Below are 26,751 nucleotides of genomic sequence, written 5' to 3'. Positions count from 1 at the left end.
ATATGAATGGTCACTCAAACTATTGAGCCAGGTGAAGTCATGCACAAAGCTCTCTACCGAAAAGAGGAGCCGGAGCTGGCCGAAGCACGGACGGAATTCGCAACGGCACAGGAAAAACTCTGATGCCTGGGTTACACTCCCATTCATGAACCCAGTCGATACATTAAACCTGGACATTCGCTCCCTGAGTACCTTTATAGCCGTGCTGGACGAAGGCAGTGTATCCAGGGCCGCTGTACGTCTGGGGGTAAGCCAGTCGGCGGTCAGTCACACTCTGGAACGCCTGCGCCAGGCACTCGGAGATGCCCTGTTCGTGAAATCGGGCCGTGGCATTGTGCCCACCCGTTATGCCGTTCAGGCAGGCCCTCACATTCGTCAGATACTCGACGACCTCCACTCCCTGTCCTCCGGCCCGCCGTTCACACCAGCCAGTGCGGAATTCACCTTTACCATTGCGGCCAACGACTACCAGCGTGACCTGATATTGCCCGGGCTGCTATCGGTCCTCCGCCGCGATGCCCCCGGCATCCACCTGCAGGTGATCCCCTCGGGCATCCCCACTGCCGAAATGCTGCGCAAAGACCTGTGTGACCTGATTATTTCGCCCCATGCCCCGGAAGCAACAGACATCATGCAGAGGGGCCTGATGGCGGACCGAATGGTCGTATTCTACGACCCGGCTCAGCGGCAGGCCCCTGACTCACTGGTGGATTACCTGAAAGCCGATCACATTGGCATCCTCTTCGGCACGGGGGAAAAAACCGCACTAGAAGACTCGTTATCCGCTCGTGGCCTTCGACGAAGAACCGTTGTGACCGTCTCCAACTTTTCCGGGCTGGCCGGATTCCTGCGCGGAACAGACATGCTCGCTACTGCCCCTGAACGCATGAGTGAACACTTACTGCGTGACTTTGCCACAGCAGCCCTGCCCTTTGATTACAAGCCTTTCACCATGCTTATGTTATGGCACAAGCGTAACCAGAACGACCCCGCCCACCGCTGGATCCGCAACCATGTTAACGGCGTGGCCGCGACAATGAACGATATCAACAGTTAACCCATCTGTTTTTGTCATACGTTGTATGAAACGGACGGCCGTTATCAGGGCTGGGTTAGTGCGTAGACTTACACCATTGTTTCGGGAAGCGGCGCAGGAACGGAAATGCTTGCATTAACCAGTGTATGGACAACGATATTATTGGCCGCCGCCGTCGCCCTTGGGCCGCTGGCGATCGACATGTACCTGCCTGCCCTGCCCAGCATGGGAGAATCCCTGTCGGCCGGTACCGGCCAGGTCCAGCTGACCCTGAGCGTCTACATGGCCGGCTTCGCGGTCGCCCAGTTGGTCTGCGGCCCCCTGGCAGACCGTTTTGGCCGCAAGCCCATCATGATTGGCGGTTTTCTGCTGTTTGCCGCTACCAGCGTGATCTGTGCCCTTGCCACCAACATTGAAACCCTGGTGCTGGCCCGCTTCCTCCAGGCCCTTGGTGGTTCTGCCGGGCCAGTACTTGGCCGCGCAGCTGTGCGGGATATCTATTCGCCCAGGGAGGCCGCGAAGATCATGGCCATACTTGCCAGCATCATGGCTCTGGCACCGGCAATCGCCCCGACTCTAGGCGGCTTTATGGTGGTCGGTCTGGGCTGGCCATCGATATTCCTGGCGCTGGGCGGCTATGCGCTGGTGATGGCGGTGGTGGTGGCCGTTGGCATTCCGGAACCGATGCATCCGGAGCACCGTCAGTCCCTGAGCCTGGGCAGTCTGCTCAAGAATTATCGGGCGATAGCGTCAGACATCAGCTTCCTGGGCTACACACTGACTAACTCCCTGGTCTTCGCCGGCCTGTTTGCGTTCCTGTCCGGCGCCTCGTTTGTGCTGATCGATTTCCTGGGTGTCCAACCCCAGCATTTCGGACTGTTCTTCGCCTGTATCGTCGCCGGTTACATCGTTGGCAACCTCACCGCTGTTCGCCTTGGCCGCCATCTTGTCCCAGACCAGATTCTGGTCAGAGGGCTGGTCCTATCTGTCGCCGGTGGCGGGCTGATGGCGGCGTTGGCGATTACTCAGGTCTACAGCGTCTGGGTGGTGATACTACCCCAGGCGCTGTTCATGATGGGACTTGGCATGGTGCTTCCCCAGACCATGGCTGGCGCACTGGCCAACTTCCCCCAGATGGCCGGTTCCGCGTCGGCACTTTTCGGCTTTACCCAGATGGCGGTCGCAGCCATTATCGGCATGCTGGTGGGCCATTTCCACGACGGTACCTCCCTGGCGATGGCGGCTGTTATTGCTACGTGCGCCATCGCAGCCCTGGCCAGCTACCTGTTGCTGGTCCAGCGGTACCCGGCTCCCGGATTTGAGCCGGCCTGACACTCATTTAACCGTGTCCCTGGATGAAAAAGCATCCAAAATGAACTACACAGAGTAAGTTGTTAGACACAAATCCATTCGGCCAGAAACAGGGAATAACCTATGAGCAACGTCACACTCGGCGGCAATCCTATTACCGTCAGCGGCACCTTACCGCAACCGGGCGACACCGCCCCCAACTTCACCCTCACTACCCAGGGCCTGGAAGACGTCACTCTCGATAAATGGTCCGGCAAGCGCAAAGTACTCAACATCATCCCCAGCATTGACACCCCCACCTGCGCCACGTCCACTCGCACATTCAATGAAAAAGCCAGTAACCTGGACAATACCGTCGTGCTGGTTATCTCCGCCGACCTGCCCCCCGCCGCCAGCCGGTTCTGTGGTGCAGAAGGCCTGGAAAACGTAACCACCCTGTCCAGCTTCCGCAACTACAGCTTTCAGCAGGATTACGGTGTGGCAATTCAGGACAGCCCACTTGCCGGCCTTTGTGCCCGTGCCGTGGTAGTTCTGGATGAGGACAACAAGGTTTTACACAGCCAGCTGGTGGGTGAAATCAAGGACGAGCCGGATTACGAGAAGGCTTTAGCGGCTCTTTGAACCTGTTGTCGGATCGGACCAGGGGTAGGATGTTTTTTCTGCCGGGAAAAGGTGTCTGAGCAAAGCGAGTTCTTTTCCCATAAGAAAAAACATCCTACCCCTGGCCCAGCCCCCAAACCCGCAAACCCGCAAACCTGCTAGAATCGCCCTCCAGGCACAACACCAGGAACCGAAGCCCCCAACGTGACCAACGCCGAATCCCAAGCCAGCCTGCCACGCCAGTTGTTTACCATGACCTGGCCCATGCTCTTCGGCGTGCTGTCACTGATGACTTTCCAACTGGTGGACAGCGCATTTATTGGCCAGCTCGGTCGCGACCCGCTGGCAGCGCTTGGCTTCACCCTGCCCATGCAACAGTTGATTATTGGCCTGCAAGTAGGCCTGGGCATCGCCACCACTGCCATTATCTCCCGCACCCTGGGCGCGGGTGACCAGCTTCGCGCCGAGCGCCTGGGTGGCCTGGTGGTCACCGTTGGCGCCACCCTGGTGATCATCCTGTGCATCAGCCTGTGGTTATTGCAGACCACTATCATGTCGGCACTCGGCGCCGAACAGAGCCTGCTGCCACTGATCCGCAGTTACTGGATACCCTGGCTCGTCTCCGCCTGGACCGGTGCCATGCTGTATTTCGGCTACAGTGTGTGCCGCTCCCATGGCGATACCAGGCTGCCGGGCTATATGATGGTGGCCACCAGCCTGCTCAATATCGCTCTCGACCCCCTCTACATCTTCGTCTTCGGCTGGGGCCTGCCCGGTGCCGCCCTGGCCACCATTACCGCCTTCGGCATCGGCTGCCTCTTGATTTACCCCAAACTGCTCCGTTGCGGCTGGTTGCGCTTTGACCTGAAGCAGCTGGCCCTGGGGAAAGCAGTCCGACAACTGACCGGCATTATGGCCCCCGCCATGGTCAGTCAGCTAATGCCACCGGTCTCTGCCATGGTGGCCACTGCATTGGTGGCCGGTTTTGGCTCCGCGGCCGTAGCTGCCTGGGGCCTGGGCACACGCCTTGAGTTTTTCTCCATCGTGGTAGTACTGGCACTGACTATGTCCATGCCCCCCATGGTTGGACGTATGTTGGGGGCCGGCGAAATTGGCCAGATTCGCAAACTCGTGCGCCTGGCGGTTCGCTTTGTGGTGGTCTGGCAACTGGCCATCGGCCTGATCTGGTTGCTGGCCTCCGGACTGGTATCCGAACTGTTCACCAGCGACAGGGACGTCAGTGATGTGCTTGGCAGCTACCTGGTGCGGGTGCCGCTCAGTTACAGTGGCCTGGGCGTCTGCATGCTGATGGTCTCTGTTTGCAACGCCCTTGGTCTGGCAATGCGTGCTCTGCTGGTATCCACCCTTCGCCTGTTCCTGTGCTTCCTGCCCTTTCTCTGGTTTGGTGCCCAGATTGGCGGCATCAACGGGCTGATGAGCGGCGCCTTAGCTGGTAACCTGTCGGCAGGAGCCATGGCCTATACGTTCTACCGCCAGGGCATCCGGAAACTCGCGGCCCCGGACGCTGCTTAATGAGTTATAAGAATGAAAAAGTCTCAAACATCGGCTATACATAAAGAATGCTAATAAGCTGAATGTTTTTAAGAACTCACTCCTGACCGGCTGAATTCCGTTATGGACATTGGGCTTCTCGTCTTTTTGCCCGTACTGGGAGCCATCGCTTCGCTCCTTTCAAGGCTGAACCGGCCCGGCCCGGATCACGTACAGCGCCACGCGCTGACAGCGCTGATCGCCCCGGCCATCTGCCTGCTGCTTTTGCTCAGTTACCTTCCCCGGATCCAGTCCGGCGAAGCCCTCGTCTATTCCATTTCCTGGGTACCGGAAATCGGCCTTGGCGTCGCATTCCGCCTGGACGGCCTGAGCTGGTTGTTTGCCACTCTGATTACCGGTATCGGCTGCCTGATCATTCTCTATGCGCGATACTATTTCGCCGGCAAGGACTCGGCCGGGCGCTTCTTCGTGCTGATTCAGCTGTTCATGACCGCCATGCTGGGCATTGTGCTGTCAGAGAACCTGCTGTTCATGCTGGTGTTCTGGGAGCTCACCAGCCTGGTATCTTTTCTGCTCATCGGCTTCACCTGGTCCAGCCGCAACGCCCGTCGTGGCGCCCGCATGTCCCTGGTAATCACCGGCGGCGGTGGCCTGGCCCTGCTCGGTGGCATTCTGCTTCTGGGGCAGATTGTTGGCAGCTACCAGATCAGTGATGTATTGGCGGCCACCGATGCCATTGTCAGGGACGATCGCTACCCCCTGACCCTGTCGCTGATTCTGCTTGGCGCCTTCACCAAGTCTGCCCAGGCGCCGTTTCATCTCTGGCTGCCCCATGCCATGGCGGCACCGACGCCTGTGTCCGCCTACCTGCATTCTGCCACCATGGTCAAAGCCGGCCTGTTCCTGATGGCCCGCCTGCATCCGGCCATGGGCGACACCGAGCTCTGGTTCAGCCTTATTACGATTACCGGCATGGTGACCCTGATGGTCGGCGCGTTTGTGGCCATGTTCATGCACGACATCAAGGGCCTGCTGGCCTACTCCACCATTTCCCATTTAGGGCTGATAACACTTTTGATTGGCATGGGCAGCGAAATGGCAATGGCGGCGGCCCTGTTTCATCTGACGGTCCACGCCCTGTTCAAGGCTCCCCTGTTCATGATGGCAGGCATCGTCGACCAGGCCACCGGAAGCCGGGACATGCGAAACATCAACGGCCTGTGGAGAACCATGCCGGCGCTGATGCTGATTACAGCAATACCGGCGGCGGCCATGGCAGGCCTGCCGCTGATGAGTGGTTACCTGAGCAAGAAGATGCTGTTCTCCGAGAGCCTGCTGGTCACCGCCCCCCATTGGGCCAACACCCTGATTCCGGCATGGGTCACTGTGGCAGGCCTGTTTTCGGTGGCGTATTCCGTGCGCATCTTTCACAACGTGTTTTTCAACGGGGCACCGGTGGATCTGCCCCACTGGCCTCCCCGCAAAAAACCGGCAGGCATGCTGGTACCACTGTGCATTCTTGCCGCCGCCTCACTGATGATGGGGCTGGCGCCACAGGCCACCTACGATGGGGTAGTTCATCTGGCCGTCATGGCCACGTCCATGACTCACCTGCCGCTGTATGACTTCTCCGCCCTCTCTGAGGCCCGGGTGCCGGCCATGATGAGCATGACCGCCATGGTCGGGGGGGTAGTGTTCTATCTTGCCCGCGGCCCGCTGTTTGCCATTCATCGACAGCTACCGGAGGTCGATGCCAAGAACATCTTTGAACAGATCATGCAGCAGTGTATCCGCTTCGCCCAGTCGCTGGTCTATCGCCTGGAAAATGGCTCACTGCAGCGCTATCTCGCCTTTATTCTCGTCGCCGCAATCGCACCGGCGCTCTGGATGCTCGGTGGCTACACCGGCTGGCAAGGCCCCTCCGCACTGACAGAGGTTAATCCGATGGTGGTTTTTGGTGCCGTCATCCTATGCCTGTCTGCCATCGGCGTTGCCCTGTTTCACCACCAGCGCCTGCCAGCACTGCTGCTGTTATCGGTCACCGGCCTGTTTGTCACCCTGGCCTTCGCCCAGTTTTCAGCCCCGGACCTTGCTCTTACCCAGTTGTCCGTGGAAGTCATGGCTGTGGTCATCATGATGCTGGCACTGTCGTTCCTGCCCCAGACCTCTCCCAGAGAATCCGGAGCCGGAAGGATTGTGCGTGACCTGGGACTGGCAGGCCTGGCGGGCACCGGCGTTGCCCTCTTTGCCTTCGCGGTACTGACCCGGCCTGCCGAAACCATTTCCGGTTATTTCCTGGCCAACAGCGTTTCCGGAGGGGGCGGCACCAATGTTGTCAACGTCATTCTGGTGGACTTCCGCGGCTTCGATACCCTGGGTGAAATCACCGTGCTTGGCATAGCCGCTGTCGCGGTCTTTGCGTTTACCCGTGATCTGCACCTGAAAGAACGGGTGGCCCATGCCGGTACCGCAAAGGGCTTTGCCGAGCCCCATCCGGTGATCCTGCAGATGGTCTCCCGTATGGCCCTGCCTATTGCCCTGCTGGTGTCGGCCTTTATTTTCCTGCGCGGCCACAATATGCCAGGCGGGGGGTTCATTGCCGGGCTGGTGACCGCCGTTGCCCTCACCCTGCAGTACATGGCCGGTGGCCTGGTCTGGGCGCAGGAACGGATGCTCACGCATTTCCGCCCCTTGATTGGCGCCGGCCTGCTGATCGCCACGGCTACCGGCCTGGGCAGTTGGGTAGTCGGCTACCCGTTCCTCACCTCCGCTTTCAGCCACATGGACTGGCCACTGATTGGCGAATTCGAACTGGCAACGGCTTTGTTATTTGACCTGGGAGTTTACACCACAGTGGTGGGTGCCACCCTGCTGATACTGGCAAACCTTGGCAAACTGATGACCGTGGCCGGCCCCGGCCAGGAGGTGGGCTGATGGAACTGGTGGTTGCCATCACCCTGGGTGTGCTGACCAGCACCGGCGTCTACCTGATACTGCGGGCACGCACGTTTTCAGTGGTACTGGGTCTGACATTGCTATCTCATGGCGTAAACCTGTTCCTGTTCAGTATGGGGCGGCTGACCACCGCTTCCCCGGCCGTGATCGGGCTGGTGGAGAGCTATACCGACCCCCTCCCCCAGGCACTGGTGCTCACCGCCATCGTAATCAGTTTCTCTATGACAGCCTTTGTGGTGGTACTGGCCCTGAAAGCAGCCGTGGAGCTGCGCAGTGATCATGTGGATGGCGAAGATCCGAACGAGGACCGCCAATGAATCACCTGATGATCATGCCCATCGTGATACCGCTGCTGACGGGCGCATTCCTGCTGGTGATGTACCGCTACAACATCGGCCGCCAACGGTCGCTGAGTATTGGTTCCACGCTCCTGCTGGTGGTCTTCGCGGTGTGGGCTCTTCTCCAGGCCGGCGTCACCGATTACACCCTGTACCGTCTCGGTAACTGGCAGCCGCCGTTCGGGATCGTGCTGGTACTGGACCGGCTCACCGCCATCATGCTGCTGCTGACAGCGTTACTTAGCCTTTTCTGCGTTCTCTATGCCAGTCGCGGTTCGGACCGTGAGGGTTCCCACTTCCACGCCCTGTTGCAGTTTCAGCTCATGGGGATCAACGGTGCCTTCCTTACCGGGGATCTGTTCAATCTGTTCGTATTTTTCGAGGTACTACTCATTGCCTCCTACGCGCTGCTGCTCCATGGCGGTGGCCGCGCACGCAGCCGCGCCGGGCTGCACTATGTGGTTATCAACCTGGCAGGCTCCGCCCTGTTCCTGCTGGCGCTGGGTATTCTCTACGGTCTGACTGGCACGCTGAACATGGCGGATCTGGCCCGTGTTATTGCCAGCGCCCCTGAGGCGGACCTGCCGTTGCTGAAAGCAGCCTCGCTCCTGCTGATGGTAGTGTTCGGTATCAAGGCTGCGCTGCTCCCTCTGTTATTCTGGCTACCCCGGGCCTATTCCGCTGCCAGTGCACCCGTCGCGGCGCTTTTCGCCATCATGACCAAGGTGGGGTTTTACGCCATGGTACGGGTGTTTCTGGTGGTGTTCGGACTGGACGAGGGATCACCTGCCAACGAGTCGGTATTGGCGTGGCTGTGGCCGATGGCACTGGTGACTCTCGCGCTGGGTGGCATTGGCGTGCTCGGCGCGGCCAGCCTGCGAACCCTGACGGCCTACATGGTCATTGTCTCTGTCGGCATACTGCTTGCGGTCGTGTCCCGCAACGATGAACAACTGTTGGCTGCCAGCCTGTTCTACCTGTTGCACAGCACCTGCCTGACGGCGGTGTTTTTCCTGCTGGCCGACCTGATCGGCCGATACCGCGACAACGGCTATGACCGTTTTTCGGTGATCTCGCCTCTATCGCACCGCTGGATTCTGGGCACTGTGTTTCTGGTTGCGGCCGTCAGCATGGCCAGCCTGCCGCCCTTCAGCGGATTTGTCAGCAAGGCCTGGATTCTGCAATCCTCCTCCCCGCTACCGGACTATCTCTGGCTTTGGGCGTCCATTCTCATCTCAGGGCTGCTGATCATCGCCGCCCTGAGCAGGGCAGGGTCAGGTTGGTTCTGGCGGCCCGAGGAACTCGCCGTCAAGGCCGCCCCGGCGCTGGATGGTGCCCGCACCGCCACTGTCTGTGTGATGATTGCCATCAGCTTCTCTCTGGCGCTTTTTGCCCAACCCGTGATGGATTACCTGGAGGCGGCCGCACACCTCGTTTACCAGCCATCGGGCTATGTGGAAGCCGTGCTGGGGGATTACGTCAGCCAGAGCAGGGAGGTGACCGAATGAACCGTCGCGAACTCTGGCTACCACGACCATTATTCTCGCTGTTTCTGGCAATGCTCTGGTTATTGATGGTCAACAGTTTCTCGGTGGCCCACATGCTGCTGGGACTGGCCCTGGGCGTGTTCATTCCTTTCATAACCCGGCCCTTCTGGCCGGAACAGGCCAAGGTGCGTTACTTGCTACCTCTGGTCCGGTATTTCATGATTCTGGTGGTGGATATCGTGCGCTCAAATCTGGTCGTGGCAAGGCGCATCCTCTGGCATCCGGATCAGCTGACGCCCGGCTTTGTCACCTTTCCACTGGAGCTGGACGATGACTTTGCCATCACTATCCTGGCCAGTACCATTTCCCTCACACCTGGCACTGTCACCACCCATTACGACAGTGACGCCGGCACCCTGCTGATCCATGCCCTGCATGTAACCGACGAGGATGAGCTGGTGCGGCAGATCAAGGAACAGTACGAGCGGCCGTTGAAGGAGATCTTCCAGTGATTGCCACCGTGCTTCCATTCGTGATCGGCCTCTTCTGTATTGCTGTGCTGCTCAACCTTTACCGCCTGGCCATTGGCCCCGACATCGTTGACCGGATTCTCGCTCTGGATACCCTGATGATTAACAGCATTGCCCTGATTGTACTGGCGGATATCCAGATGTCGCTGGGCATACTGTTCGAAGCCGCCCTGCTGATCGCCTTGATGGGGTTTGTCGCCACGGTGGCCATGACCAAGTACCTGCTGAGGGGGGATGTCATCGAGTGAATGGTTCAGAAATGCCCCTGCTTCTGGAGCTGATGATTACGTTTTTTCTGGTGGCCGGTGCCATAGTGGCGCTGATCGGCTCTATTGGTCTGGCGCGACTGAAAGATGTCTATATGCGCCTGCATGGGCCCACCAAGGCCAGCACCCTCGGTGTGGGCTGTATCCTGTTGGCCTCATTGCTGTATTTCAGTTTTCTGAAAGGCGGCCTGTCGGTGCAAGAGGCCCTGGTGACTTTGTTCCTGTTTGTGACCGCCCCGGTCAGTGCGCACATGATGGCCAAGGCCGCCCTTCACCGGAAGCTGAAGTGCTCCCCCCGTACCCGCAAAGGGCCGCCGGATCAGTGACCGGCGAATCGTTTCCGGAAGGTTTCCGGCATGGGTACGACAGCCTTGCGCTGGTAATTGAAGAATACGAACCCGTATTTTGCCAGAGCCACAGGCTGCCCACTTTCCGCCTTGGTAACCCGGAATACGAAATCCCCGCCGTACCTGTTGAAGTCCATCAGACCCACTTCAAACCTCAGCATTTCCGGGAAAAACGATTCAGACTGGTACATGGTTGCCAGATCAGTAACGATGATACCCATTCCATTTTTATCAGCCTCCTGGACGCCGTAGTTCACCAGAAACTGTGCCCTGGCCTCTGACAACATTGAGATGAGCGCATCGTTGCCCAAGTGGTTGGCACCGTTAATATCAGTGATACGTACCGGCATCCTGGTTTCAAAATAAAAGGCATCATCCGGAAAAGAGAGCTTGATACGAGCCAAGGTTGAGTTCCTGTAGGGGAGGATTTTCGGAGAAGGCCAATGATACTTGGTTGTCGACCTCCCTTCATCCCGGGACATCAAGTTCAATATTCGTTATCTTGGATTTATCTCTGGCGCATTCAGCTTGTGAGCATCGGGGATTGGGAGTGCTCTTTCAAAACACGCTCCTTCGGCACATCCATGTGACGCTTGGGCTCCGCCATCCATGGCTCCGCACAGTTTTGAAAGAGCACTCCCAATCCCCACCTCAAACTTAAACGCGCACCTACACCAATAAGACAACGGACATTCTATGAATATTCGCCCTGCTGCGACTCTGGTTCTGACGAAAGACACCCCCGAAGGTCTGCAAATACTTCTTCTACAACGGACCTGGGAAGCGGTCTTTATGCCCGGGTTCTTTGTATTCCCGGGTGGGTCTGTAGATGACCAGGATATAAGGGGGCGCCAGCATGCCGTGGGGCGAGGTGATAGCGAAATCAGTCAGACCATGAGCCTGGATGAAGGTGGGGGTGACTATATGCTCGCGGCGGTCAGGGAGTGTTTTGAGGAAGCCGGCATTCTGGTGGCTCTGGACCAGAATGATAGGGAACTCGCCACCGAACACCCTGTTCACAGCGACCGCATGGCGCTATTCAAGGGTGAAATGACGCTGTCAGAGGTGTGTCAGCGGCACAAACTGACGATTCCGCTGGACCGGTTGGCGTACCTGGGGCACTGGATTACCCCGCCAGGCCCTCCCCGCCGGTTTGATACCCGGTTTTTCGTAGCAGTGGCGCCAGAGAATCAGCTGGCGAGCCATGACGGCACAGAGACCATTGATCACGTCTGGCTGAGCCCTGCCCAGGCGCTGGAGGATCACCGCTGTGGGCGACGCTTGCTGGGCCTGCCGACCATCCGGACATTGCGGATACTGAGCGACTTTGACACGACCGGGGCGTTGATGCGTTACGCCCACGCCAATCCCCCGGAACCCTATCCCAGCAAACCGTGGCCTGCGGTCAAGAAAGGAAAGCCGGTGACACTGGAACCCGGCGCGCCGGCTTATGACGAAGCAGCCAAGCTGGACCCGGAGGGCGAAGGCTCCACCCGTGCGGAGATTATTCCCGGCGAGCCGGTGGAAGTGGCAGCCGGTGTCGTGCGGCTGACAGCGCCAAACCCGGGGATGATGACCGGGCCGGGTACCAACACCTATGTACTGGGCCATGAGCGGTTCACGGTTCTGGACCCGGGACCGGACAATGCGGCTCATATCGAGCGGATTCTGGAAATCACCGGCGGGGTGATTGATCAGGTGGTGGTAACCCATACCCACCAGGACCATTCACCCGGGACCGTGGCGCTGAAAGCCAGAACCGGATGCCGGGTTTTCGGCCTGCCCGCGCCGGCAGGCGCAGCCCAGGACCAGACCTTTGCGCCGGACGAGGAACCGGTTCATGGCGATGTGATCAGAACGGATGCTGGCACCCTGAAAGTGATCCACACCCCGGGTCATGCCTCCAATCACCTTTGCTATGTGTTACTTGAGCAGGAACTGCTGTTCTCAGGGGATCACATCATGCAGGGCTCGACGGTGGTGATTAATCCGCCGGATGGCGACATGAAGGCCTACCTCGAATCGCTCTACGATCTGCTGGACGAACCAGTACGCTACATTGCTCCGGCGCACGGTTTTCTGATGGGGCACCCTGAAGCGGTTATCGATTATCTGATCACCCACCGCCTGGCCCGGGAGCATAAGGTGGCCCGGGTGCTGAAAGAGTTGAAAACGGGAAGCCTGAAGGCATTGACGGCGGACGCTTACGACGATGTCCCGGCAGCCATCCACGGTGTGGCTGCCCGTTCGGCGCTGGCCCATCTGTTGAAGCTTGAGGGGGATGGCCGAGCAGCCAGGGAAGGCGAGACCTGGCACGCCACTTCCCACACCTGAGCCCCGCCAGCCAACTAACACCGGGCCCGCGCCCGGGGCGTGGTTATTTCTTTGCGATAATATACACCGCGTGGACGATACCGGGTATATAGCCAAGAAGGGTCAACAAGATGTTGATCCAGAAGTGCTTTCCGATACCCACTTGTAAAAATACTCCCAACGGCGGTAACAGAATCGCAATAAGAATTCGCAAAAGATCCATAGAGTGAGCTCCCTTTCAGACGTATAACGGATACAGAACCGTAACATGCATCCTGTAGCCTCAATGAATAGGCCATTTTGCGGAAATACACAAAGAGTTCATGAAACGGGCATTAAACCTTTGTCACAGCCGTATTCATGAAACTTGGGGGCCTCTATCCTTGTCGCGTGCCATACATCCAGATGCCAGGCCCCACTGGCTGACAACCTGAGAGGACCTATGCCGTACCGCTGGCTGACACAATTGTTTCGCGCTGGCCTGATTTCCACATTCTGCGGCAGCCTGGTAGTCCTGCCAGCTGCCCACGCTGAGCAATCCGGTACATCTGATACCCAGGAAGTCCTCGTCGCAGAGCTTGCCGAAGACGAGAGCGTTGAAGATGTCGAACACTCCGAACCACTGCGCTCGTCGGAACGGAAAACCAGTGAACCTGATTCGCCTGAAGAGCAAGGCGTCGATGAGGCCCCCGGACAGACTGACGATGCGGAACCACACGAGCCGGTAGCGGAAGCTCAGAGTGAGACCGCACCAGAAGAGGCTGTTCCCGAACAGAGCGAACAACCTGAACAACCGGAAGAGGCTTCCAGCCTTGAGATGCTGGGGGCCAAGGTTCCACCCGGAACAGCCACCCGGTTGTCCTGGTCACCCGCTATCCAGGGTGCCGGGCTTTCCCAGCCAACACCGGTACTGGTGGTTAACGGCGCCAAACCCGGGCCCAGACTCTGCCTGACCGGCGCAGTGCATGGTGATGAACTCAACGGGATCGAAATCATTCGTCGCACAATGTATGACCTGGAGCCAGACAAACTCTCAGGTAGCGTTATCGGGGTTCCCATCGTCAATCTGCCCGGTTTTCAGCAAGGCAGCCGCTACCTGCCCGATCGCCGCGACCTGAACCGGCATTTTCCGGGCAGCACCGATGGCAGTCTGGCAGATCGCATTGCGTACTCCTTATTTGAAAGCGTGATTCGGCATTGCGACATGCTGGTGGATATTCATACCGGATCGCTCAAACGCACCAACCTGCCCCAGTTGAGGGCTGATATGAATAATCCGGAGGTGGCAGAACTGACCCGTGGGTTTGACCGCATGGCCGTTGTCCATAGCACCGGCAGTGCCGGTATGCTTCGCTATGCCGCAATTGAGGCCGGCATCCGCGCTGTTACCATGGAGGCTGGTGAATCCCTGCGCATCCAGGAACACCAGATCAAGGCGGGCGTCAATAGCCTGACCAGCCTCATGGACAAGGAAGGCATGATTTCCAGGATGTTTGTCTGGGGTGACCCGGAGCCGGTCTACTACGACTCAGAATGGGTACGGGCTGAGCACGGCGGCATTCTGTTCAGTGAGATCAAGCTCGGCGCCAAGGTCGGCGAAGGCGAGATTCTTGGCTATGTTTCAGACCCCATTACCAATGAACAACACCCCATCCGGGCCAGAAGCAATGGCCGGATTATCGGAATGGCTGTGGATCAGGTTGTAATGGCGGGCTTTGCCGCCTACCACGTTGGTACTGAGGCAGAAGTGCCCGGAGAGTAGTATCCTGTCGGGTCCCTGATAACCGTCGGGGCTCAGGAATGCTGACAGGAGCTGGTGTGTCTTCAGAAACCCCGAAACCATTATGGCTTGCCTATACCGGGCTGATTCTGACCCCGTTGTTCTGGGCCGGCAACGCCGTGGTCGCCAAAGGCGTGGTGGATGAGATTCCGCCATTGTCCATGTCATTCTGGCGCTGGGTGATTGCCCTGGCGATTCTGCTACCGTTCGGCTTGCCGGGTGTCTGGCGCCAGCGCCACCTGATTCGCCAGCACTGGCGGTCGATACTGGCACTGTCTACCTTCAGCGTAGCGGCATTCAATTCACTGCTCTACTTTGCAGCAGTAACCACCAGCGCCACCAATATCGCACTGATCAACGCCACCATTCCCATTATGGTGGCATTACTGGCCTGGGTGTTGCTGGGGGATCGCACACGGCCGGTGCAGGCACTGGGTATCGGGCTGGCGGTACTGGGCATTCTGGCGGTCGTCGCCAGAGGAGACCTGTCGGTGCTCACTGGCCTGCGGGCACAGCCAGGCGACCTGATCATGGTACTGGCGGTCTTCAGCTGGGGCCTGTTTTCGGTGCTGCTGCGCCGCCAGGCCGTACCGCTGCCGCCGCTGACATTCCTGACCGTTCAAATTGCGTGCGGCACTCTGGTGATATTGCCGCTTTTCCTGACAGACCTGATGTTTTTCTCAGGCGGTTTCGAACTGAACCGGTCGACCGCCCTGCCCATGATGTATTTTGCCATTTTCCCCGGTATTCTGGCCTACGGGTTCTGGAACCATGCGGTCCACCGGATTGGCCCGGCAAAGGCGGCCATCTTCATGTACCTTACTCCGGTGTTTGCGTCGGTAATGGCGGGCATTTTCCTCGGGGAACGACTGGGCATCTTCCACATCGTGGGCGGTCTGCTGATCCTCGCCGGACTTTTCCTGGCCACCCGCACCTCCGAACTGCGACGTAAATACCGCTGAACGTGCAAACGGGAAGCACTGAACAGGCAGGAATTCATGGATAATCACTTGGCAAGATTTCTCAGATTAATGGCCGTACTGGTGTTTACGGCATTCAGCACCGTGGCTTTTTCCGCCCCCTGCGATCCGGAAGAAAACAGCTGGGTCCCCGGCCGCTATTACCCCACTGGCTCAACCGTGTTTCATAAGGGCAAATGGTACGAATCCCGCCAGCTTCATGAAGGCAAAACGCCAGGAGCGGATTTCGAGTGGAAAAAACGGGCATCCGCACCGGACTGCGGCAACGAAGAAAGCAGGCCAACAGCCACAACCGGGCAGCAGGATGAGTCGAAAAAACCCCGGGCCCGGGGCCAGGAGCAGCAGGAACCCAAAGCAAAAGCCCGGAACAATGCCAGGCAGGCCTGCAACGCCCCCGGGGCCTGGAGCTTTGGTACCAGTTACACGGTTGGCCAGATCACCAGCCATGAAGGGCAGACCTACCGTGCGATTCGCCCCACCAATGGCCAGATGCCGGGGGTGAGCAAACCGCCCCACTGGCAGCCGGTAGAGCATCCCTGCAAGAACGCACCTGACAGCGGCAATTAATCCGTCACCGGTACGATTGCCACGCGGATTTGTTCCAGCGCGGTCTCCAGTGTCTTCCGCGGGCAGCCGATGTTCATGCGCATGAAACCACTGCCAGCTTCGCCGAAGGTGATGCCCGGGTTCATGCCAATGCCGGCCTGATGCACGAAGAATCGCTTCAGTTCTGCGTCATCCATCCCCAGTGCCCGGCAATCCAGCCACAACAGATAGGTGCCCTCGGGTTCTGTCACCCTGACCGCGGGCAAGTGCTGTTGAATGTAATCCATGACGTAATCGCGATTGCCTTTCAGGTAGGCCATCAGCTGGTCGAGCCACTGGCCACCATGGCGATAACCGGCCTCGAATCCGGCGATGCTGAACGGGTTGCACTGGTTCATGTGCATGGCCTCGAAAACCTCTTTCAATGCCTTGCGATGGACAGCATTGGGCACCACCAGCGCCGACAGGCCCAGGCCAGGCATGTTGAAGGTTTTACTGGGCGCCACAGCCGTAACCAGCGCATCGTCTTCCCCCGCCAGCCGGGCCAGCACCTGGTGGGCGGGTTTGTCCGGATAGGTCAGATCACAGTGAATCTCATCCGCCAGCACCAGCAGGTTATATCGCCGGGCAATCGACAGTACTGCCCTGAGCTCGTTCTCGGTCCATACCCTGCCGACCGGATTATGGGGCGAGCACAGCAGTAACACCCTGGCGTCGTCTCTTGCGGCGCAGGCTTCCAGGTGCTCAAGGTTCATTTGATAACGGCCATCCACCAGTTCCAGCGGGTTCTCGATCACGGTACGGCCGGTTTTCTGGATGGAACTGAAGAACGGCGGATAGACCGGCGGCTGGATGATCACGCCTTCGCCTTCACCAGCAAACGCCAGCGCTGCCGCGTGAAGGGAAGGCACCACCCCCGGGGCCATAAGCAACCACTCCCGCTCGATGCTCCAGTCGTGGCGGCTTTTGAACCACTCGACAATGGAGGCATACAGGCTCTCCGGAAACAGGGTATAGCCATACACCGGGTGCCTGGCTCGCTGTTCCAGCGCCCGGGTGACCTCCTCAGGGGCCGGGAAATCCATGTCCGCCACCCAGAGCGGAATCACATCCTCACGGCCGAACACGGCCTTGCGGGCATCAAACTTTACCGAGCAGGTATTCTCCCGCGGAAGGAGCCGGTCAAAGGAATCGCGCACAAAGGGCCTCCGTTATGGCGTTGGCAAAAGGGTTGTGAATACTGCCCGTCATTCTGCGGCAGGAGTGATAATGGCAGCAACCGCCCGTCCGTCTTTGGTCGCAAAAACACAGGTTTTGCTTGCCTGCAACCGCCGATACTTGCGAACCTACCGGATTAATTGCTCGTCCCGGTTTACCCTCGGAGCCCTTGAATGCTTGCCCAGATCCTGTCCACCATGCTGCCGGTCTTCCTGATCGCCGGCTGTGGTGCTCTCTACGGTCGTTACCGCACCCCCGATATCCAGGGCCTGAACACGCTGAACATGGAGCTTTTCGTACCCATGCTGGTATTTGCGGTGTTGGCGGACCAGCAGGCACCGCTGCAGGACTACACCAGCCTGGCACTGGCGGCAACGGTTGTGGTTCTGGGCTCCGGGATTGTCCTCTACCCAGTGGCCAGAGTTCTGAACCTGAATCTGAAAACCTTCCTGCCACCGATGATGTTCAACAATTCCGGCAACATGGGCATTCCGGTGCTGGTGCTGGCCTTCGGCGAGGCAGCCTTGCCGGCAGCCGTTGTGCTGTTTGTTGTGGAGATGTTGCTGCACTTTACCGTCGGCATCTATATGCTCGACCCGCACACCTCCATCCTCAGAAGGCTTCGCCTGCCCGTTATCATGGCCAGTATCGCCGGCCTTGCGGTCAATTTCGGCGGCGTACCCATGCCCCAATGGTTGCTGGAAACCCTTAACATGCTTGGCGGGGTGTGTATTCCCCTGATGCTGTTTACCCTCGGTGTGCGCATGCTGGATGTGGACTTCGGCGACTGGAAGCTCGGCATCCTTGGTGCCATTGCCTGCCCCGCCTCCGGGCTGATCCTGGCCTGGCCGATGATCGCCATTCTCGACCTTGCGGGCCTGCAGATCGCCGCCCTGTGGGTCTTCGCCGCCATGCCATCCGCGGTTTTGAACTACATGCTGGCGGAACAGTACCAGCAGGAGCCCGAAAAGGTTGCCTCACTGGTTCTGATCAGCAACCTCGGGAGCCTGGTGGTTATGCCTGTGGTGCTTGGGTTGGTGTTTGCGGCAGGCTACGTCTGAGCACTACCCCCTCAAGCGAAACACACTGACCCGCCCACTCAGTTGCTCCGCCAGCGTGGCGAGGTCGCGGCTGGCACCAGCCACCTGTTCAGAACCGGCAGCGGTTTCCACGGTGGAGTCGTGAATACGGCTGATATTGCGGTTCACTTCCTCAGCCACGCTGCTCTGCTCTTCCGCAGCACTGGCAATCTGTGCGTTCATGTCATTGATTTCACCCACTTCCTGACGGATCTGCACCAGCGCCTGTTCCGCCGACCGGGTTTTTTCCACCGTTGTCTTGGCCAGGTCCCGGCTGGTCTCCATCACCGCGGCCGCTTCCGAGGCACCGGTCTGAAGTTTACCGATCATCTCCTGGATTTCACGGGTGGAATCCTGGGTGCGGGTCGCGAGTGAACGTACTTCATCCGCCACCACCGCAAAGCCTCGGCCGTGAGTGCCGGCCCGGGCCGCCTCGATCGCCGCATTCAAAGCCAGCAGGTTGGTCTGCTCGGCGATTGCGTTGATCACTTCGATGATCTTCTCTATGTTGGCGCTGTCATCCGAAACACGATGCACGGTAACGGCTGCTTTCTCGAGCGTGTCCGCCAGCTGGCCAATGGACGCCGCTGTTTCCTGAACTACCCTGTTACCGGTTTCCACTTCCTGATCCGCCTTTCCAGTAGCGGTGGCGGCACTGGAGGCAAATCCCGCCACCTCGTTCACGGTCGCCGCCATCTGGTTGATGGCAGTCGCCATCTGTTCCGCTTCCTCGGACTGAATACGAATCTGGCGATTGTTATTGTCCGATGTCGACAACAACTCCGCGGAACTCCTGGACAACTCCGTTGCGGACTGACGAACCTCGCGGATAATTCCCGCGAGCTGCTCTACGGTATCCCTGAGGGCCCCCATCACGCTGTTCGGGTACTTCGTGTGAATGTCCTGGTCAAGTATGCCGTCCGAGAGCCGGCGAATAGCATCCGCGACCTCATCCGGCTCAGCCCCCAGCGTTGAGCGGAGTCTGCGAATAATAAGCACCGCCACTCCAACGCTCAGCAGTACGGCAATGCCGGTGACCAGAAAAATCAGCCGGTTGAAGTTTCCGGCGGCTTCTCTGACCGCATCCACGTTGGTGGTGATAAAGCCTTCCTGATGGTCAATGAAGGCGTTGATACGGTTCAGCCAGGTGGTGTAGGAGGGGGAGACGTCCTCCAGCAAGAATTCCCGGGCATCCTCGATGCTGCCATCCTGTCGCATCTCCAGTAACTCATCGGTCAGTGCCAGGGTACTACGTTCGATCTCCTTGATAGCCGCCAGCAGTTGCCGCTCCTGGTCAGTCGCACCGGCTGACTGGAACAACTGGTCCATAGGTCTGGCCGATTCCACGTAGAAGACTTTCAACCGTTCTATGTCCTGGAGATGGGTTCTCAGGGCGCGGTCTTCCCGCACCAGAACGGCATCGCGGATGGCAATTGCCCGGTCATGGACACTGCCACGAAAGTTGATTGCGTATCGCTGTTTAACGGCCGCGTCATCTCCTACTTCCGTGAGCGTCCTGTCAATAAAGCCGACCCGATGGTTACCGATGAGGCTGACCAGAACCATCAGTGAAAGAATAAGACCAAAACCCAGGGCGAGTGGTTTGGCGACGGTAAGTTTACTGAACATTATCTACTCCGGCTGTGCCTGACCATAAATCGAACCTATGTATTCACCACTCTTCCAAAATCAGATCAATGAATTCGCCGGGAAACGCTGATCTTTTACAATGATTTTCATTGCTACATATCGTTACACTCCTGGGTCCTTAGCCGCCATTACCGGCAGATGCGCTTGCAACCGCACGGGCTTTGGCCGAAGGTAAGAACTATTCAGGTTGAATTTCATTTCGATACGGAGATCCGCCCCATGAGTGTTCTGCTTCTCCTCTTAAGTGCGCTGGTGCTGATTTATCTCGGCATTGGCGGCGCAACGGCTGCGGCCGTTCTGGTCATCGCAACCGTTGTAGGTCTGTTCCAGGATGGCTGGCACATCCTCAGTATCCTGTTCGGTGGTGGCCTGCTGGCCCTGGGTCTGGTGTTGGTACTGCCGGGAGATCTGCGACGCGAGAAGCTGAGTGCACCGCTCCTTGGGTGGGTGCGCGGCAGGCTCCCCAAGCTTTCCGATACCGAGGCAGAAGCATTGCGCTCGGGTACTGTGGACTGGGACGGTGAGCTGTTTTCCGGCCAGCCGGACTGGTCAAAGTTGCTGGACGCCAAGCCAGCCCATCTCTCCAGTGAAGAGCAGGCGTTCCTGGACGGGCCGGTGGAAAAACTCTGTGCCATGCTGGACGACTGGAAAATCACCCACGAAACCTATGACCTGCCCCCAAAAGTCTGGAAATTCATTCGTGAGAACGGTTTCTTCGGCCTGGTGATTCCCAAGGAACAGGGTGGCAAGGGTTTCTCCCATACCGCTCATTCCGAAATCGTCATGAAGGTCTCCACCCGCAGTGTGTCTGCCGCGGTCACCGTCATGGTGCCCAACTCCCTGGGCCCGGGCGAGCTGCTGATGGAATACGGCACCGATGCCCAGAAAGAACATTACCTGCCCCGCCTCGCCGGTGGCGAGGAAATTCCGTGCTTTGCCCTGACCTCACCGGTGGCGGGTTCCGACGCCGGCGCGATTCCCGACAAGGGCATCGTCTGCAAGGGCCAGTGGAATGGCGAGGAGGTCCTGGGCCTGAAAGTCACCTGGAATAAGCGCTATATCACCCTGGCACCGGTCGCCACGCTGATTGGCCTGGCCATCAAGGTGTACGACCCCGACAAGCTGCTGGGTGAGTCTGATGAGATCGGCGTCACCTGCGTAATGATCCCACAGGACGTTGAAGGCGTTCACTCCGGCGCTCGTCACCTGCCCATGAACACTGTGTTCATGAACGGCCCGACCTGGGGCAACGACGTCTTCATCCCCATGGAGCAGGTCATCGGTGGCCAGGACATGCTGGGCAAGGGCTGGAAAATGCTGCTGGAATGCCTGTCTATCGGCCGTTCCATCTCCCTGCCCGCGCTGGGCACCGGCGCCGGCAAGGTAGCCAGCCTGGCTACCGGTTCCTATGCCCTGACCAGGGAACAGTTCGGACGCTCCATCAGCCAGTTTGAGGGGGTGCAGGAAGCTCTCGAGCCCATTGCCGGCTACACCTACATGATGGACGCCGCGCGATTGCTGACCTCCGGCATGCTCGACCGTGGGGTGCGACCCTCCGTCCCTTCAGCAGTGCTCAAGTACCGCAATACCGACCTGATGCGCATCGTGATAAACCATGCCATGGACGTGGTCGCAGGCCGTGGTGTGATTACCGGCCCCCGCAACTTCCTGGCGCGTGCCTACCAGGCGGTGCCCATTGGCATTACGGTCGAGGGTGCCAACATTCTTACCCGCAGCCTGATGGTGTTCGGGCAGGGAGCTATCCGCTGCCATCCTTTCATTGTGGACGAAATTGAAGCGGCCGGCATGGATGACAACAAAGCCGCCGTCGAAAAATTCGATGGTATCTTCTACCGCCATATCGCCCACACTACCCGCAATGCACTGAGGTCATTATTGCTGGCACTGACCGGCGGTCTGCTGGAACCCGTGCCGCGCCATGGCAACATCCAGTCCAGCTATCGCCAGCTCGCCCGCTTCTCTGCAGCCTTTGCGCTGATGACCGATGTGACACTGCTCACCGTCGGCGGCGGCCTCAAGGCCCGTCAGCGACTCTCCGGCCGCATGGCGGACTGCCTGGTGCACCTGTATTACGCCACCGCAGTCATCAAGCAATGGCACGAAGAGGGCTACCCGGATGACCAGCGTCCGTTGGTGGAGTGGTGCCTGCAAACCAGCCTGCGGGACTTCAAGACGTCCATGCGTGAGCTGATCATCAACTTCCCGGTGCCTCTGTTGCGCTGGCCGTTACGGATACTGGTGTTCCCGCTGGGTGCCACTGGCCTGAATGGACCGGACGACAGGCTGGGCACCGAAGTGGCCGCCAGCATCGTCAAGGACACACCATTGCGCCAGCGCATCAGCCGCGGCAGTTATGTCAATACCAACCCGGACGATCCGCTGGGCCGGGTACTGAACGCCTACCGGCTGGCCAATGAAACCCGGGAAATGCGCGCGCGCCTGCACGAGGCCCTGCGCAATCGTGATGAAGACGAGTTGGGCGGTATTGACCTGCTGATGGGGCACCAGCGCAAGGAACTGGTGGACTGGGCCTGTGATCAGGGCGTTGTGAAAAAGGAGGAATGCGACAAACTCCTGGAAGCCCTGGAAGCCCTCTACGATGTGATCCGCGTGGATGCCTTCGACGCGGAGGGCCTGCAAGCACTGGCCCGCTGCGCCAAGGGCAAACGGAAGGTCGTAGAACGCGCCGCCAAAGAAGAATAACCCGATTCCGCTCGGCTGCACCCCGATGAGCGGGTGTGGCCGAGAGCTCCACGCTCGGCCTCCCTCCCACCAAGCGTTCTTCATTGTTTCAGCCTTTCACTGCGATTAGCAGATCTTATGAAATCGGCTATCAAAAGCCCTTCTTTTAATCAATTTTTAGTTATAAAATAAACGTTACATATTTCTTTTAAGTATATATAGATATTCCGGCAGGCTATATGGAACTTCAGTTCAGCCAGGTCACCAAATCTTTTGGCAGCCTGAATGTGATCAAGCAATTCGACACCTCCATCAGAACCGGAGAAATCGTTGCTCTGGTAGGTCCGTCCGGTTGTGGAAAGTCCACACTGTTACACATGCTGGCCGGACTTCAACAGCCGTCTTCGGGCATCCTCACTGCGGATGGTGGCCCGGTGGCCAAACCGTCTCCCGAGCGCACCCTGGTGTTTCAGGAACATGCCCTGTACCCGTGGATGACCCTGCTCGACAACGTGGCACTGGCACTGGAGTTCCAGGACAAACCCCGCAAGACCGCCCTCAAAGAGGCAGGGAAGTGGCTGTCCCGGGTCAAGCTGGCCGGCTTTGAAGGCTATTACCCCCACCAGGTGTCCGGGGGCATGCGGCAGCGTTGCGCCCTGGCCAGGGCCTTTATTGCCCGCCCAAAGGTATTGCTGCTGGACGAACCCTTTGGTGCCCTTGATGCTCTGACCCGGATGACGCTGCAAACCGTCCTCAAAGACCTGATCGAGGAAGAGCGCCCCACCGTGGTTCTGGTCACTCATGACGTGGATGAAGCGCTTTACCTCGCGGATCGCGTGATGGTGTTCAGCCAGCGCCCGGCGACCGTTCTGCGGGAAGTAGAACTGGGGCACATCCCCAAGACCCATGACCTGTCCGCGTTTGCCGATGTCCGCCGGGAAGTCCTCAACCTGCTGGGCATTGATACTGATGAACACTCACCTACAGATTCCCAAGGAGAAATGGCATGAACCGTTTAGTGGCTCCCGTTATTGCCCTGCTGCTGGGTCTGGTTGCGACCAGTCCTGCCACGGCAGCAGAAGAATTCCGTGTCGGTTATGTTCGCGTAATGGACGATGCCCAGGCGATGCTTGCCTATGAAGCAGGGCTCTACGAGAAGTATGGCCTGGACGCCCAGCTGATCGAATTTTCGTCCGGTACCGACCTGATCAAAGGGATCGTCGGTGGCCAGCTGGATATCGGCGTCCTGGGCTTTTCCAATGCCTTCACCTGGGCTTCCCGAGGTGCCGATCTGAAAATCGTCGGTGGCGCCCAGCGCGGGTATCACTCACTGCTGGTGCGCGAGGATTCCGGCATTGAATCGGTGGAAGACCTCAAGGGCAAAAGCCTGGCGTCCCAGAAACAGGGCAGCACCGCAGACATCGTGCTCAAAGGCGTGATGCTTGCCAATGCCGGGCTGGCGCCGTCGGACCTGAATATCATGGGTGTAGCCCCTTCCGTGGCCGTACAGTCGCTGGTGGGTGGCCGTGTGGACGCCGCTTTCCTGTTCGAGCCCTATGACCGTATCGCGCAGCTGGTTGCGCCGGTCAAGCAGATCTATGAGATTGGCGAAGTCTGGCCGTTCCCCTGCATGGTGGTGATCACCTCCGCGGAGACCCTGGAGAGCCGCAAGGATGTGCTCTGGGCCGCACTGGATGCCCAGCGCGACGCCATTGAGATGCTTGAAAACGAGCCTGCAAAGGCAGCGCCCTATATCACGGACTACTTTATCCGCGAGCCGGTCGTCGAATCCCGCGACCAGGGCGACGTGCCCAGTGAGCAAGTAATCACTGAAGCCATCAAAACCAATGATTTCAGTGCCAGACTAACCGAAGACGACATCAACCGCATGAAAGAGCTGGCAGCCATCATGCAGGAGCAGGGGATTCTCGAGGTAGAAGGCGAATTCGATGTCGATGCCCTGCTGGACCTGTCCTGGCAACAGGCGCGTGAGCTGTAAGCATGAGCACTACTCAGTCGACCGGCGTTGCCAGCAAGCGAGCCTATGTGGCTGCAATCGTCATTATCCTGTTCTTCTGGCAAGTGGCGGCCTGGTTCCTGCCGGATTTTCTGATGCCGGATGTACCGGTTGCCCTGCAACGGTTGTGGGAAGAACTTAACAGCGGCGATTTCTACGAAGGGCTGGGCAACAGCATGAGCCGCCTCGGCCTCGGATACGGGGCCGCCCTGTTCTTTGGCATTGTTCTGGGCCTGGTGGGCGGCACCCTCGACCCTGTGCGCAGCACCCTGAAAGCGGCGATCATTATCCTGCAGTCGATTCCTTCGATTGCCTGGGTGCCGCTGTTCCTGATCCTGATGGGCTTCGGCAACATGCCGATCATAGTGGTGGTGGCCATCGGCGCCTTCTTCCCCACCGCCCTGAGCGTAATGAACGCCACGGAAAGCGTCGAGAAAGTGCATATCTCAGCGGCCAGGGTGATGGGTGCCTCGAAGCTGCAGATGCTCAAACGGGTCTACTTTCCTGCGGTTACCCCGGAACTGATCACCGGTGCCCAACTGGCCTTCGGCAATGCCTGGCGCGCCCTGATCTCAGCCGAGATGATTGTCGGCTTCAGCGCCGGGCTTGGCAAATCCCTGGCCTATTCCGGTGAAATTGCGGACATGACCGGCGTGATGACCAACATCCTGGTCATTGCAATACTGGCTGCGGTGATTGACCAGGTCATACTGGAGCGCATCAAGCACCGTCTGCTGCGTTACCAGTATCTCTGACACCTACTCTGTTCTGAGGCCACCGCGAATGGCCTCATCCACCAGCCACCGGCGCAGAATCTGAATACCCCGCTCGCGCCGGCGGCTGGTCTTCCAGGCAAAGTAGAACTTGTCACCGGTCATCACTGAGTGGCAGGGCAGCCGCACAAAATCCCCCGAATCCTTCCGCGTACTGAGCATGTAATCGTTGGTCAGCGCGATGCCCTGATGGAACCGCGCTGCCTCCAGCGCCAGCAACATATGACTGAAATGCTGGACCCGCGCGTTACCGGGAATTATCTGATCCACCTCGCGGTACCAGGCTTCCCAGTCGCCGGCCGCTTTATCGAAAATACTGTGGGTGGAAAGCAGCGGAAACCGCGACACATCTTCAGGCGACAACTCCGGTTCGTCCCGCCCTTCAACCTCCGAATCCCGACCCAGCTCCCGCCGGATGCGCTGCCAGTAATCCTGGCTGCACACTGGAAACAGCCTCTCGGTGTACAACAGGTCATAACTGAACGCTGCTGATGCTGGCTTTATGGTAATGAAACAATCCGCCACCCGGTCCGACAACACCGGATTCTCACTGCTCATCTCCAACGACAACTCCAACTGCGGATGCTCCCTCTGCAGATCCGGCAGCCGCGGCACCAGCCAGCGCACCGCAAACGAACTGAACACCGACAGCCGCAACCGCGACTCCTCGCGGCCCAGTAACTGCTCGCTTACCCGTTCAATCTGCAACAACGCAGAGCTCACCCCATCCAGGTACTGCCGGCCTTCGTCGGTCAGAGCCAGCGTTCGCCCACTACGCCAGAACAGCTTCTCGCCCAGGTAGGTTTCCAGCTGCTTGATCTGATGACTGATCGCACTCTGACTCACGGCCAGCTCTTCAGCAGCCAGCGAAAAACTGTTCAACCGGGCAACGGCTTCAAAGACGGGCAGGGATTTCAGGGGTGGCAGCTTCATTATCTATTTTTCTAATACCGATGGATTAAAGATCATTTTATCGGATATTAGCACAGGCATAGAATGCCATCACAACGTTAAGGGAGCCCTGTGTAATTCCCTTTCCAAAACTGTACGGAGCCATGGATGGCGGAGTCCAAGCGTCACATGGATGTGCCGAAGGAGCGTGTTTTGGAAAGGGAATTACACAGGGCGAATGCTCCCAACCGGGAGGAAAGAAAGTAAGAGGTAACACCATGTCAGGCAAAACCGTAAACAGTGCAATCCTACTGCTGGTGATCGGCAACGCCATGGCATTGATCAGTGACGTCTTCATCAAACTGATGGAACCCGGCGCGCCGATCTTCCAGTTTGCCTTCCTGCGCTGCGTCATCACC

24 protein-coding genes are annotated in these 26,751 nt (G+C 58.6%); 19 read left to right on the top strand and 5 right to left on the bottom strand.

Going from position 1 to position 26,751, the window contains the following annotated elements; translation table 11 throughout:
• The first annotated feature begins 145 nt into the window (after window positions 1–145).
• From ABJM11_RS00580 to ABJM11_RS00535, 10 genes are all read left to right on the top strand, one after another.
• Entirely contained in the window at window positions 146–1,057 is a 912-nt protein-coding gene (locus tag ABJM11_RS00580; RefSeq protein WP_348296840.1) for a LysR family transcriptional regulator, read from the top strand.
• A gap of 105 nt (window positions 1,058–1,162) precedes the next feature.
• On the top strand, window positions 1,163–2,368 hold the full coding sequence (locus ABJM11_RS00575) for a Bcr/CflA family multidrug efflux MFS transporter (protein WP_348296841.1): 1,206 nt from the start codon (window positions 1,163–1,165) through the stop codon (window positions 2,366–2,368).
• Between the two features lie 102 nt (window positions 2,369–2,470).
• Entirely contained in the window at window positions 2,471–2,968 is a 498-nt protein-coding gene (gene tpx / locus ABJM11_RS00570) for a thiol peroxidase (protein ID WP_348296842.1), read from the top strand.
• Window positions 2,969–3,199: 231 nt separating this feature from the next.
• On the top strand, window positions 3,200–4,480 hold the full coding sequence (locus ABJM11_RS00565; RefSeq protein ID WP_348296863.1) for an MATE family efflux transporter: 1,281 nt from the start codon (window positions 3,200–3,202) through the stop codon (window positions 4,478–4,480).
• Between the two features lie 102 nt (window positions 4,481–4,582).
• Window positions 4,583–7,393, top strand: coding sequence for a monovalent cation/H+ antiporter subunit A (locus ABJM11_RS00560; protein ID WP_348296843.1), 2,811 nt, complete (start codon window positions 4,583–4,585; stop codon window positions 7,391–7,393).
• Entirely contained in the window at window positions 7,393–7,731 is a 339-nt protein-coding gene (locus tag ABJM11_RS00555; protein WP_348296844.1) for a Na+/H+ antiporter subunit C, read from the top strand. Before ABJM11_RS00560 ends, ABJM11_RS00555 begins: the two co-directional genes overlap by 1 nt.
• The gene (locus tag ABJM11_RS00550) at window positions 7,728–9,260 is read left to right on the top strand and encodes a monovalent cation/H+ antiporter subunit D (protein WP_348296845.1); all 1,533 of its coding nucleotides are present in this window, start codon (window positions 7,728–7,730) and stop codon (window positions 9,258–9,260) included. The genes ABJM11_RS00555 and ABJM11_RS00550 overlap by 4 nt, the downstream gene beginning before the upstream one ends.
• Window positions 9,257–9,751: a Na+/H+ antiporter subunit E gene (locus ABJM11_RS00545; protein WP_348296846.1), complete on the top strand. Its 495-nt coding sequence runs from the start codon at window positions 9,257–9,259 to the stop codon at window positions 9,749–9,751. The genes ABJM11_RS00550 and ABJM11_RS00545 overlap by 4 nt, the downstream gene beginning before the upstream one ends.
• Window positions 9,748–10,017, top strand: coding sequence for a K+/H+ antiporter subunit F (locus tag ABJM11_RS00540; RefSeq protein ID WP_348296847.1), 270 nt, complete (start codon window positions 9,748–9,750; stop codon window positions 10,015–10,017). The genes ABJM11_RS00545 and ABJM11_RS00540 overlap by 4 nt, the downstream gene beginning before the upstream one ends.
• An 11-nt stretch (window positions 10,018–10,028) precedes the next feature.
• Window positions 10,029–10,361 carry a Na+/H+ antiporter subunit G gene (locus ABJM11_RS00535; protein ID WP_348296864.1) on the top strand — a complete coding sequence of 111 codons (333 nt, stop codon included), beginning with the start codon at window positions 10,029–10,031 and terminating at the stop codon, window positions 10,359–10,361.
• Here the strand turns inward: ABJM11_RS00535 and ABJM11_RS00530 are convergent.
• On the bottom strand, window positions 10,355–10,786 hold the full coding sequence (locus ABJM11_RS00530; RefSeq protein WP_348296848.1) for a thioesterase family protein: 432 nt from the start codon (window positions 10,784–10,786) through the stop codon (window positions 10,355–10,357). The genes ABJM11_RS00535 and ABJM11_RS00530 overlap by 7 nt on opposite strands.
• 292 nt (window positions 10,787–11,078) lie before the next feature.
• Between ABJM11_RS00530 and ABJM11_RS00525 the strand changes: the two genes are divergently transcribed.
• Window positions 11,079–12,716, top strand: coding sequence for an MBL fold metallo-hydrolase (locus ABJM11_RS00525; RefSeq protein ID WP_348296849.1), 1,638 nt, complete (start codon window positions 11,079–11,081; stop codon window positions 12,714–12,716).
• Between the two features lie 43 nt (window positions 12,717–12,759).
• Here the strand turns inward: ABJM11_RS00525 and ABJM11_RS00520 are convergent, their stop codons facing one another.
• Window positions 12,760–12,918 (bottom strand): YqaE/Pmp3 family membrane protein, encoded by a 159-nt coding sequence (locus ABJM11_RS00520; protein ID WP_144777495.1) that lies wholly within the window; start codon window positions 12,916–12,918, stop codon window positions 12,760–12,762.
• Window positions 12,919–13,137: 219 nt separating this feature from the next.
• Between ABJM11_RS00520 and ABJM11_RS00515 the strand changes: the two genes are divergently transcribed.
• Genes ABJM11_RS00515 through ABJM11_RS00505 form a run of 3 tightly spaced genes read left to right on the top strand, consistent with a single transcriptional unit; the run spans window position 13,138 to window position 16,022 of the window.
• Window positions 13,138–14,457 carry a succinylglutamate desuccinylase/aspartoacylase family protein gene (locus ABJM11_RS00515; RefSeq protein WP_348296850.1) on the top strand — a complete coding sequence of 440 codons (1,320 nt, stop codon included), beginning with the start codon at window positions 13,138–13,140 and terminating at the stop codon, window positions 14,455–14,457.
• Between the two features lie 38 nt (window positions 14,458–14,495).
• The gene (locus ABJM11_RS00510; protein ID WP_348296851.1) at window positions 14,496–15,437 is read left to right on the top strand and encodes a DMT family transporter; all 942 of its coding nucleotides are present in this window, start codon (window positions 14,496–14,498) and stop codon (window positions 15,435–15,437) included.
• Between the two features lie 48 nt (window positions 15,438–15,485).
• Window positions 15,486–16,022 carry a carbohydrate-binding protein gene (locus tag ABJM11_RS00505; protein ID WP_348296852.1) on the top strand — a complete coding sequence of 179 codons (537 nt, stop codon included), beginning with the start codon at window positions 15,486–15,488 and terminating at the stop codon, window positions 16,020–16,022.
• On the opposite strand, the gene ABJM11_RS00500 is transcribed toward ABJM11_RS00505, so the two are convergent.
• Window positions 16,019–17,200 (bottom strand): pyridoxal phosphate-dependent aminotransferase, encoded by a 1,182-nt coding sequence (locus ABJM11_RS00500; protein ID WP_348296853.1) that lies wholly within the window; start codon window positions 17,198–17,200, stop codon window positions 16,019–16,021. The genes ABJM11_RS00505 and ABJM11_RS00500 overlap by 4 nt on opposite strands.
• Window positions 17,201–17,392: 192 nt before the next feature.
• On the opposite strand from ABJM11_RS00500, the gene ABJM11_RS00495 reads away from it, so the two are divergent.
• Window positions 17,393–18,280: an AEC family transporter gene (locus tag ABJM11_RS00495; RefSeq protein WP_348296854.1), complete on the top strand. Its 888-nt coding sequence runs from the start codon at window positions 17,393–17,395 to the stop codon at window positions 18,278–18,280.
• Between the two features lie 3 nt (window positions 18,281–18,283).
• Here the strand turns inward: ABJM11_RS00495 and ABJM11_RS00490 are convergent, their stop codons facing one another.
• The gene (locus ABJM11_RS00490) at window positions 18,284–19,927 is read right to left on the bottom strand and encodes a methyl-accepting chemotaxis protein (protein WP_348296855.1); all 1,644 of its coding nucleotides are present in this window, start codon (window positions 19,925–19,927) and stop codon (window positions 18,284–18,286) included.
• Between the two features lie 240 nt (window positions 19,928–20,167).
• Between ABJM11_RS00490 and ABJM11_RS00485 the strand changes: the two genes are divergently transcribed.
• The 4 genes from ABJM11_RS00485 (at window position 20,168) to ABJM11_RS00470 (ending at window position 25,423) form a co-directional block, all read left to right on the top strand.
• Complete coding sequence (locus ABJM11_RS00485) at window positions 20,168–22,672, top strand: acyl-CoA dehydrogenase (protein WP_348296856.1); 2,505 nt, start codon at window positions 20,168–20,170, stop codon at window positions 22,670–22,672.
• A gap of 218 nt (window positions 22,673–22,890) precedes the next feature.
• Window positions 22,891–23,661 carry an ABC transporter ATP-binding protein gene (locus tag ABJM11_RS00480; RefSeq protein ID WP_348296857.1) on the top strand — a complete coding sequence of 257 codons (771 nt, stop codon included), beginning with the start codon at window positions 22,891–22,893 and terminating at the stop codon, window positions 23,659–23,661.
• A complete protein-coding gene (locus tag ABJM11_RS00475) occupies window positions 23,658–24,650 on the top strand; it encodes an ABC transporter substrate-binding protein (protein WP_348296858.1) in 993 nt (330 codons plus the stop codon). Before ABJM11_RS00480 ends, ABJM11_RS00475 begins: the two co-directional genes overlap by 4 nt.
• Window positions 24,651–24,652: 2 nt before the next feature.
• On the top strand, window positions 24,653–25,423 hold the full coding sequence (locus tag ABJM11_RS00470; RefSeq protein WP_348296859.1) for an ABC transporter permease: 771 nt from the start codon (window positions 24,653–24,655) through the stop codon (window positions 25,421–25,423).
• Window positions 25,424–25,426: 3 nt separating this feature from the next.
• On the opposite strand, the gene ABJM11_RS00465 is transcribed toward ABJM11_RS00470, so the two are convergent.
• On the bottom strand, window positions 25,427–26,374 hold the full coding sequence (locus tag ABJM11_RS00465) for a LysR family transcriptional regulator (protein WP_348296860.1): 948 nt from the start codon (window positions 26,372–26,374) through the stop codon (window positions 25,427–25,429).
• Window positions 26,375–26,751: the final 377 nt, after the last annotated feature.

The organism is Marinobacter sp. (genome assembly GCF_039977835.1).
Lineage (GTDB): Bacteria > Pseudomonadota > Gammaproteobacteria > Pseudomonadales > Oleiphilaceae > Marinobacter.
The sequence above is the reverse complement of the archived record's forward strand: the minus strand, read 5'-3'. Positions and strand labels throughout refer to the sequence as shown.

Excerpts from the sequence above, each read along its gene's own strand:
- ABJM11_RS00580 (WP_348296840.1), top strand. The coding sequence starts at position 146 with ATGAACCCAGTCGATACATTAAACCTGGACATTCGCTCCCTGAGTACC.
- ABJM11_RS00575 (WP_348296841.1), top strand. The coding sequence starts at position 1,163 with ATGCTTGCATTAACCAGTGTATGGACAACGATATTATTGGCCGCCGCC.
- tpx (WP_348296842.1), top strand. The coding sequence starts at position 2,471 with ATGAGCAACGTCACACTCGGCGGCAATCCTATTACCGTCAGCGGCACC.
- ABJM11_RS00565 (WP_348296863.1), top strand. The coding sequence starts at position 3,200 with ATGACCTGGCCCATGCTCTTCGGCGTGCTGTCACTGATGACTTTCCAA.
- ABJM11_RS00560 (WP_348296843.1), top strand. The coding sequence starts at position 4,583 with ATGGACATTGGGCTTCTCGTCTTTTTGCCCGTACTGGGAGCCATCGCT.
- ABJM11_RS00555 (WP_348296844.1), top strand. The coding sequence starts at position 7,393 with ATGGAACTGGTGGTTGCCATCACCCTGGGTGTGCTGACCAGCACCGGC.
- ABJM11_RS00550 (WP_348296845.1), top strand. The coding sequence starts at position 7,728 with ATGAATCACCTGATGATCATGCCCATCGTGATACCGCTGCTGACGGGC.
- ABJM11_RS00545 (WP_348296846.1), top strand. The coding sequence starts at position 9,257 with ATGAACCGTCGCGAACTCTGGCTACCACGACCATTATTCTCGCTGTTT.
- ABJM11_RS00535 (WP_348296864.1), top strand. The coding sequence starts at position 10,029 with ATGCCCCTGCTTCTGGAGCTGATGATTACGTTTTTTCTGGTGGCCGGT.
- ABJM11_RS00525 (WP_348296849.1), top strand. The coding sequence starts at position 11,079 with ATGAATATTCGCCCTGCTGCGACTCTGGTTCTGACGAAAGACACCCCC.
- ABJM11_RS00520 (WP_144777495.1), bottom strand. The coding sequence starts at position 12,918 with ATGGATCTTTTGCGAATTCTTATTGCGATTCTGTTACCGCCGTTGGGA.
- ABJM11_RS00515 (WP_348296850.1), top strand. The coding sequence starts at position 13,138 with ATGCCGTACCGCTGGCTGACACAATTGTTTCGCGCTGGCCTGATTTCC.
- ABJM11_RS00510 (WP_348296851.1), top strand. The coding sequence starts at position 14,496 with ATGCTGACAGGAGCTGGTGTGTCTTCAGAAACCCCGAAACCATTATGG.
- ABJM11_RS00495 (WP_348296854.1), top strand. The coding sequence starts at position 17,393 with ATGCTTGCCCAGATCCTGTCCACCATGCTGCCGGTCTTCCTGATCGCC.
- ABJM11_RS00490 (WP_348296855.1), bottom strand. The coding sequence starts at position 19,927 with ATGTTCAGTAAACTTACCGTCGCCAAACCACTCGCCCTGGGTTTTGGT.
- ABJM11_RS00485 (WP_348296856.1), top strand. The coding sequence starts at position 20,168 with ATGAGTGTTCTGCTTCTCCTCTTAAGTGCGCTGGTGCTGATTTATCTC.
- ABJM11_RS00480 (WP_348296857.1), top strand. The coding sequence starts at position 22,891 with ATGGAACTTCAGTTCAGCCAGGTCACCAAATCTTTTGGCAGCCTGAAT.
- ABJM11_RS00475 (WP_348296858.1), top strand. The coding sequence starts at position 23,658 with ATGAACCGTTTAGTGGCTCCCGTTATTGCCCTGCTGCTGGGTCTGGTT.
- ABJM11_RS00470 (WP_348296859.1), top strand. The coding sequence starts at position 24,653 with ATGAGCACTACTCAGTCGACCGGCGTTGCCAGCAAGCGAGCCTATGTG.
- ABJM11_RS00465 (WP_348296860.1), bottom strand. The coding sequence starts at position 26,374 with ATGAAGCTGCCACCCCTGAAATCCCTGCCCGTCTTTGAAGCCGTTGCC.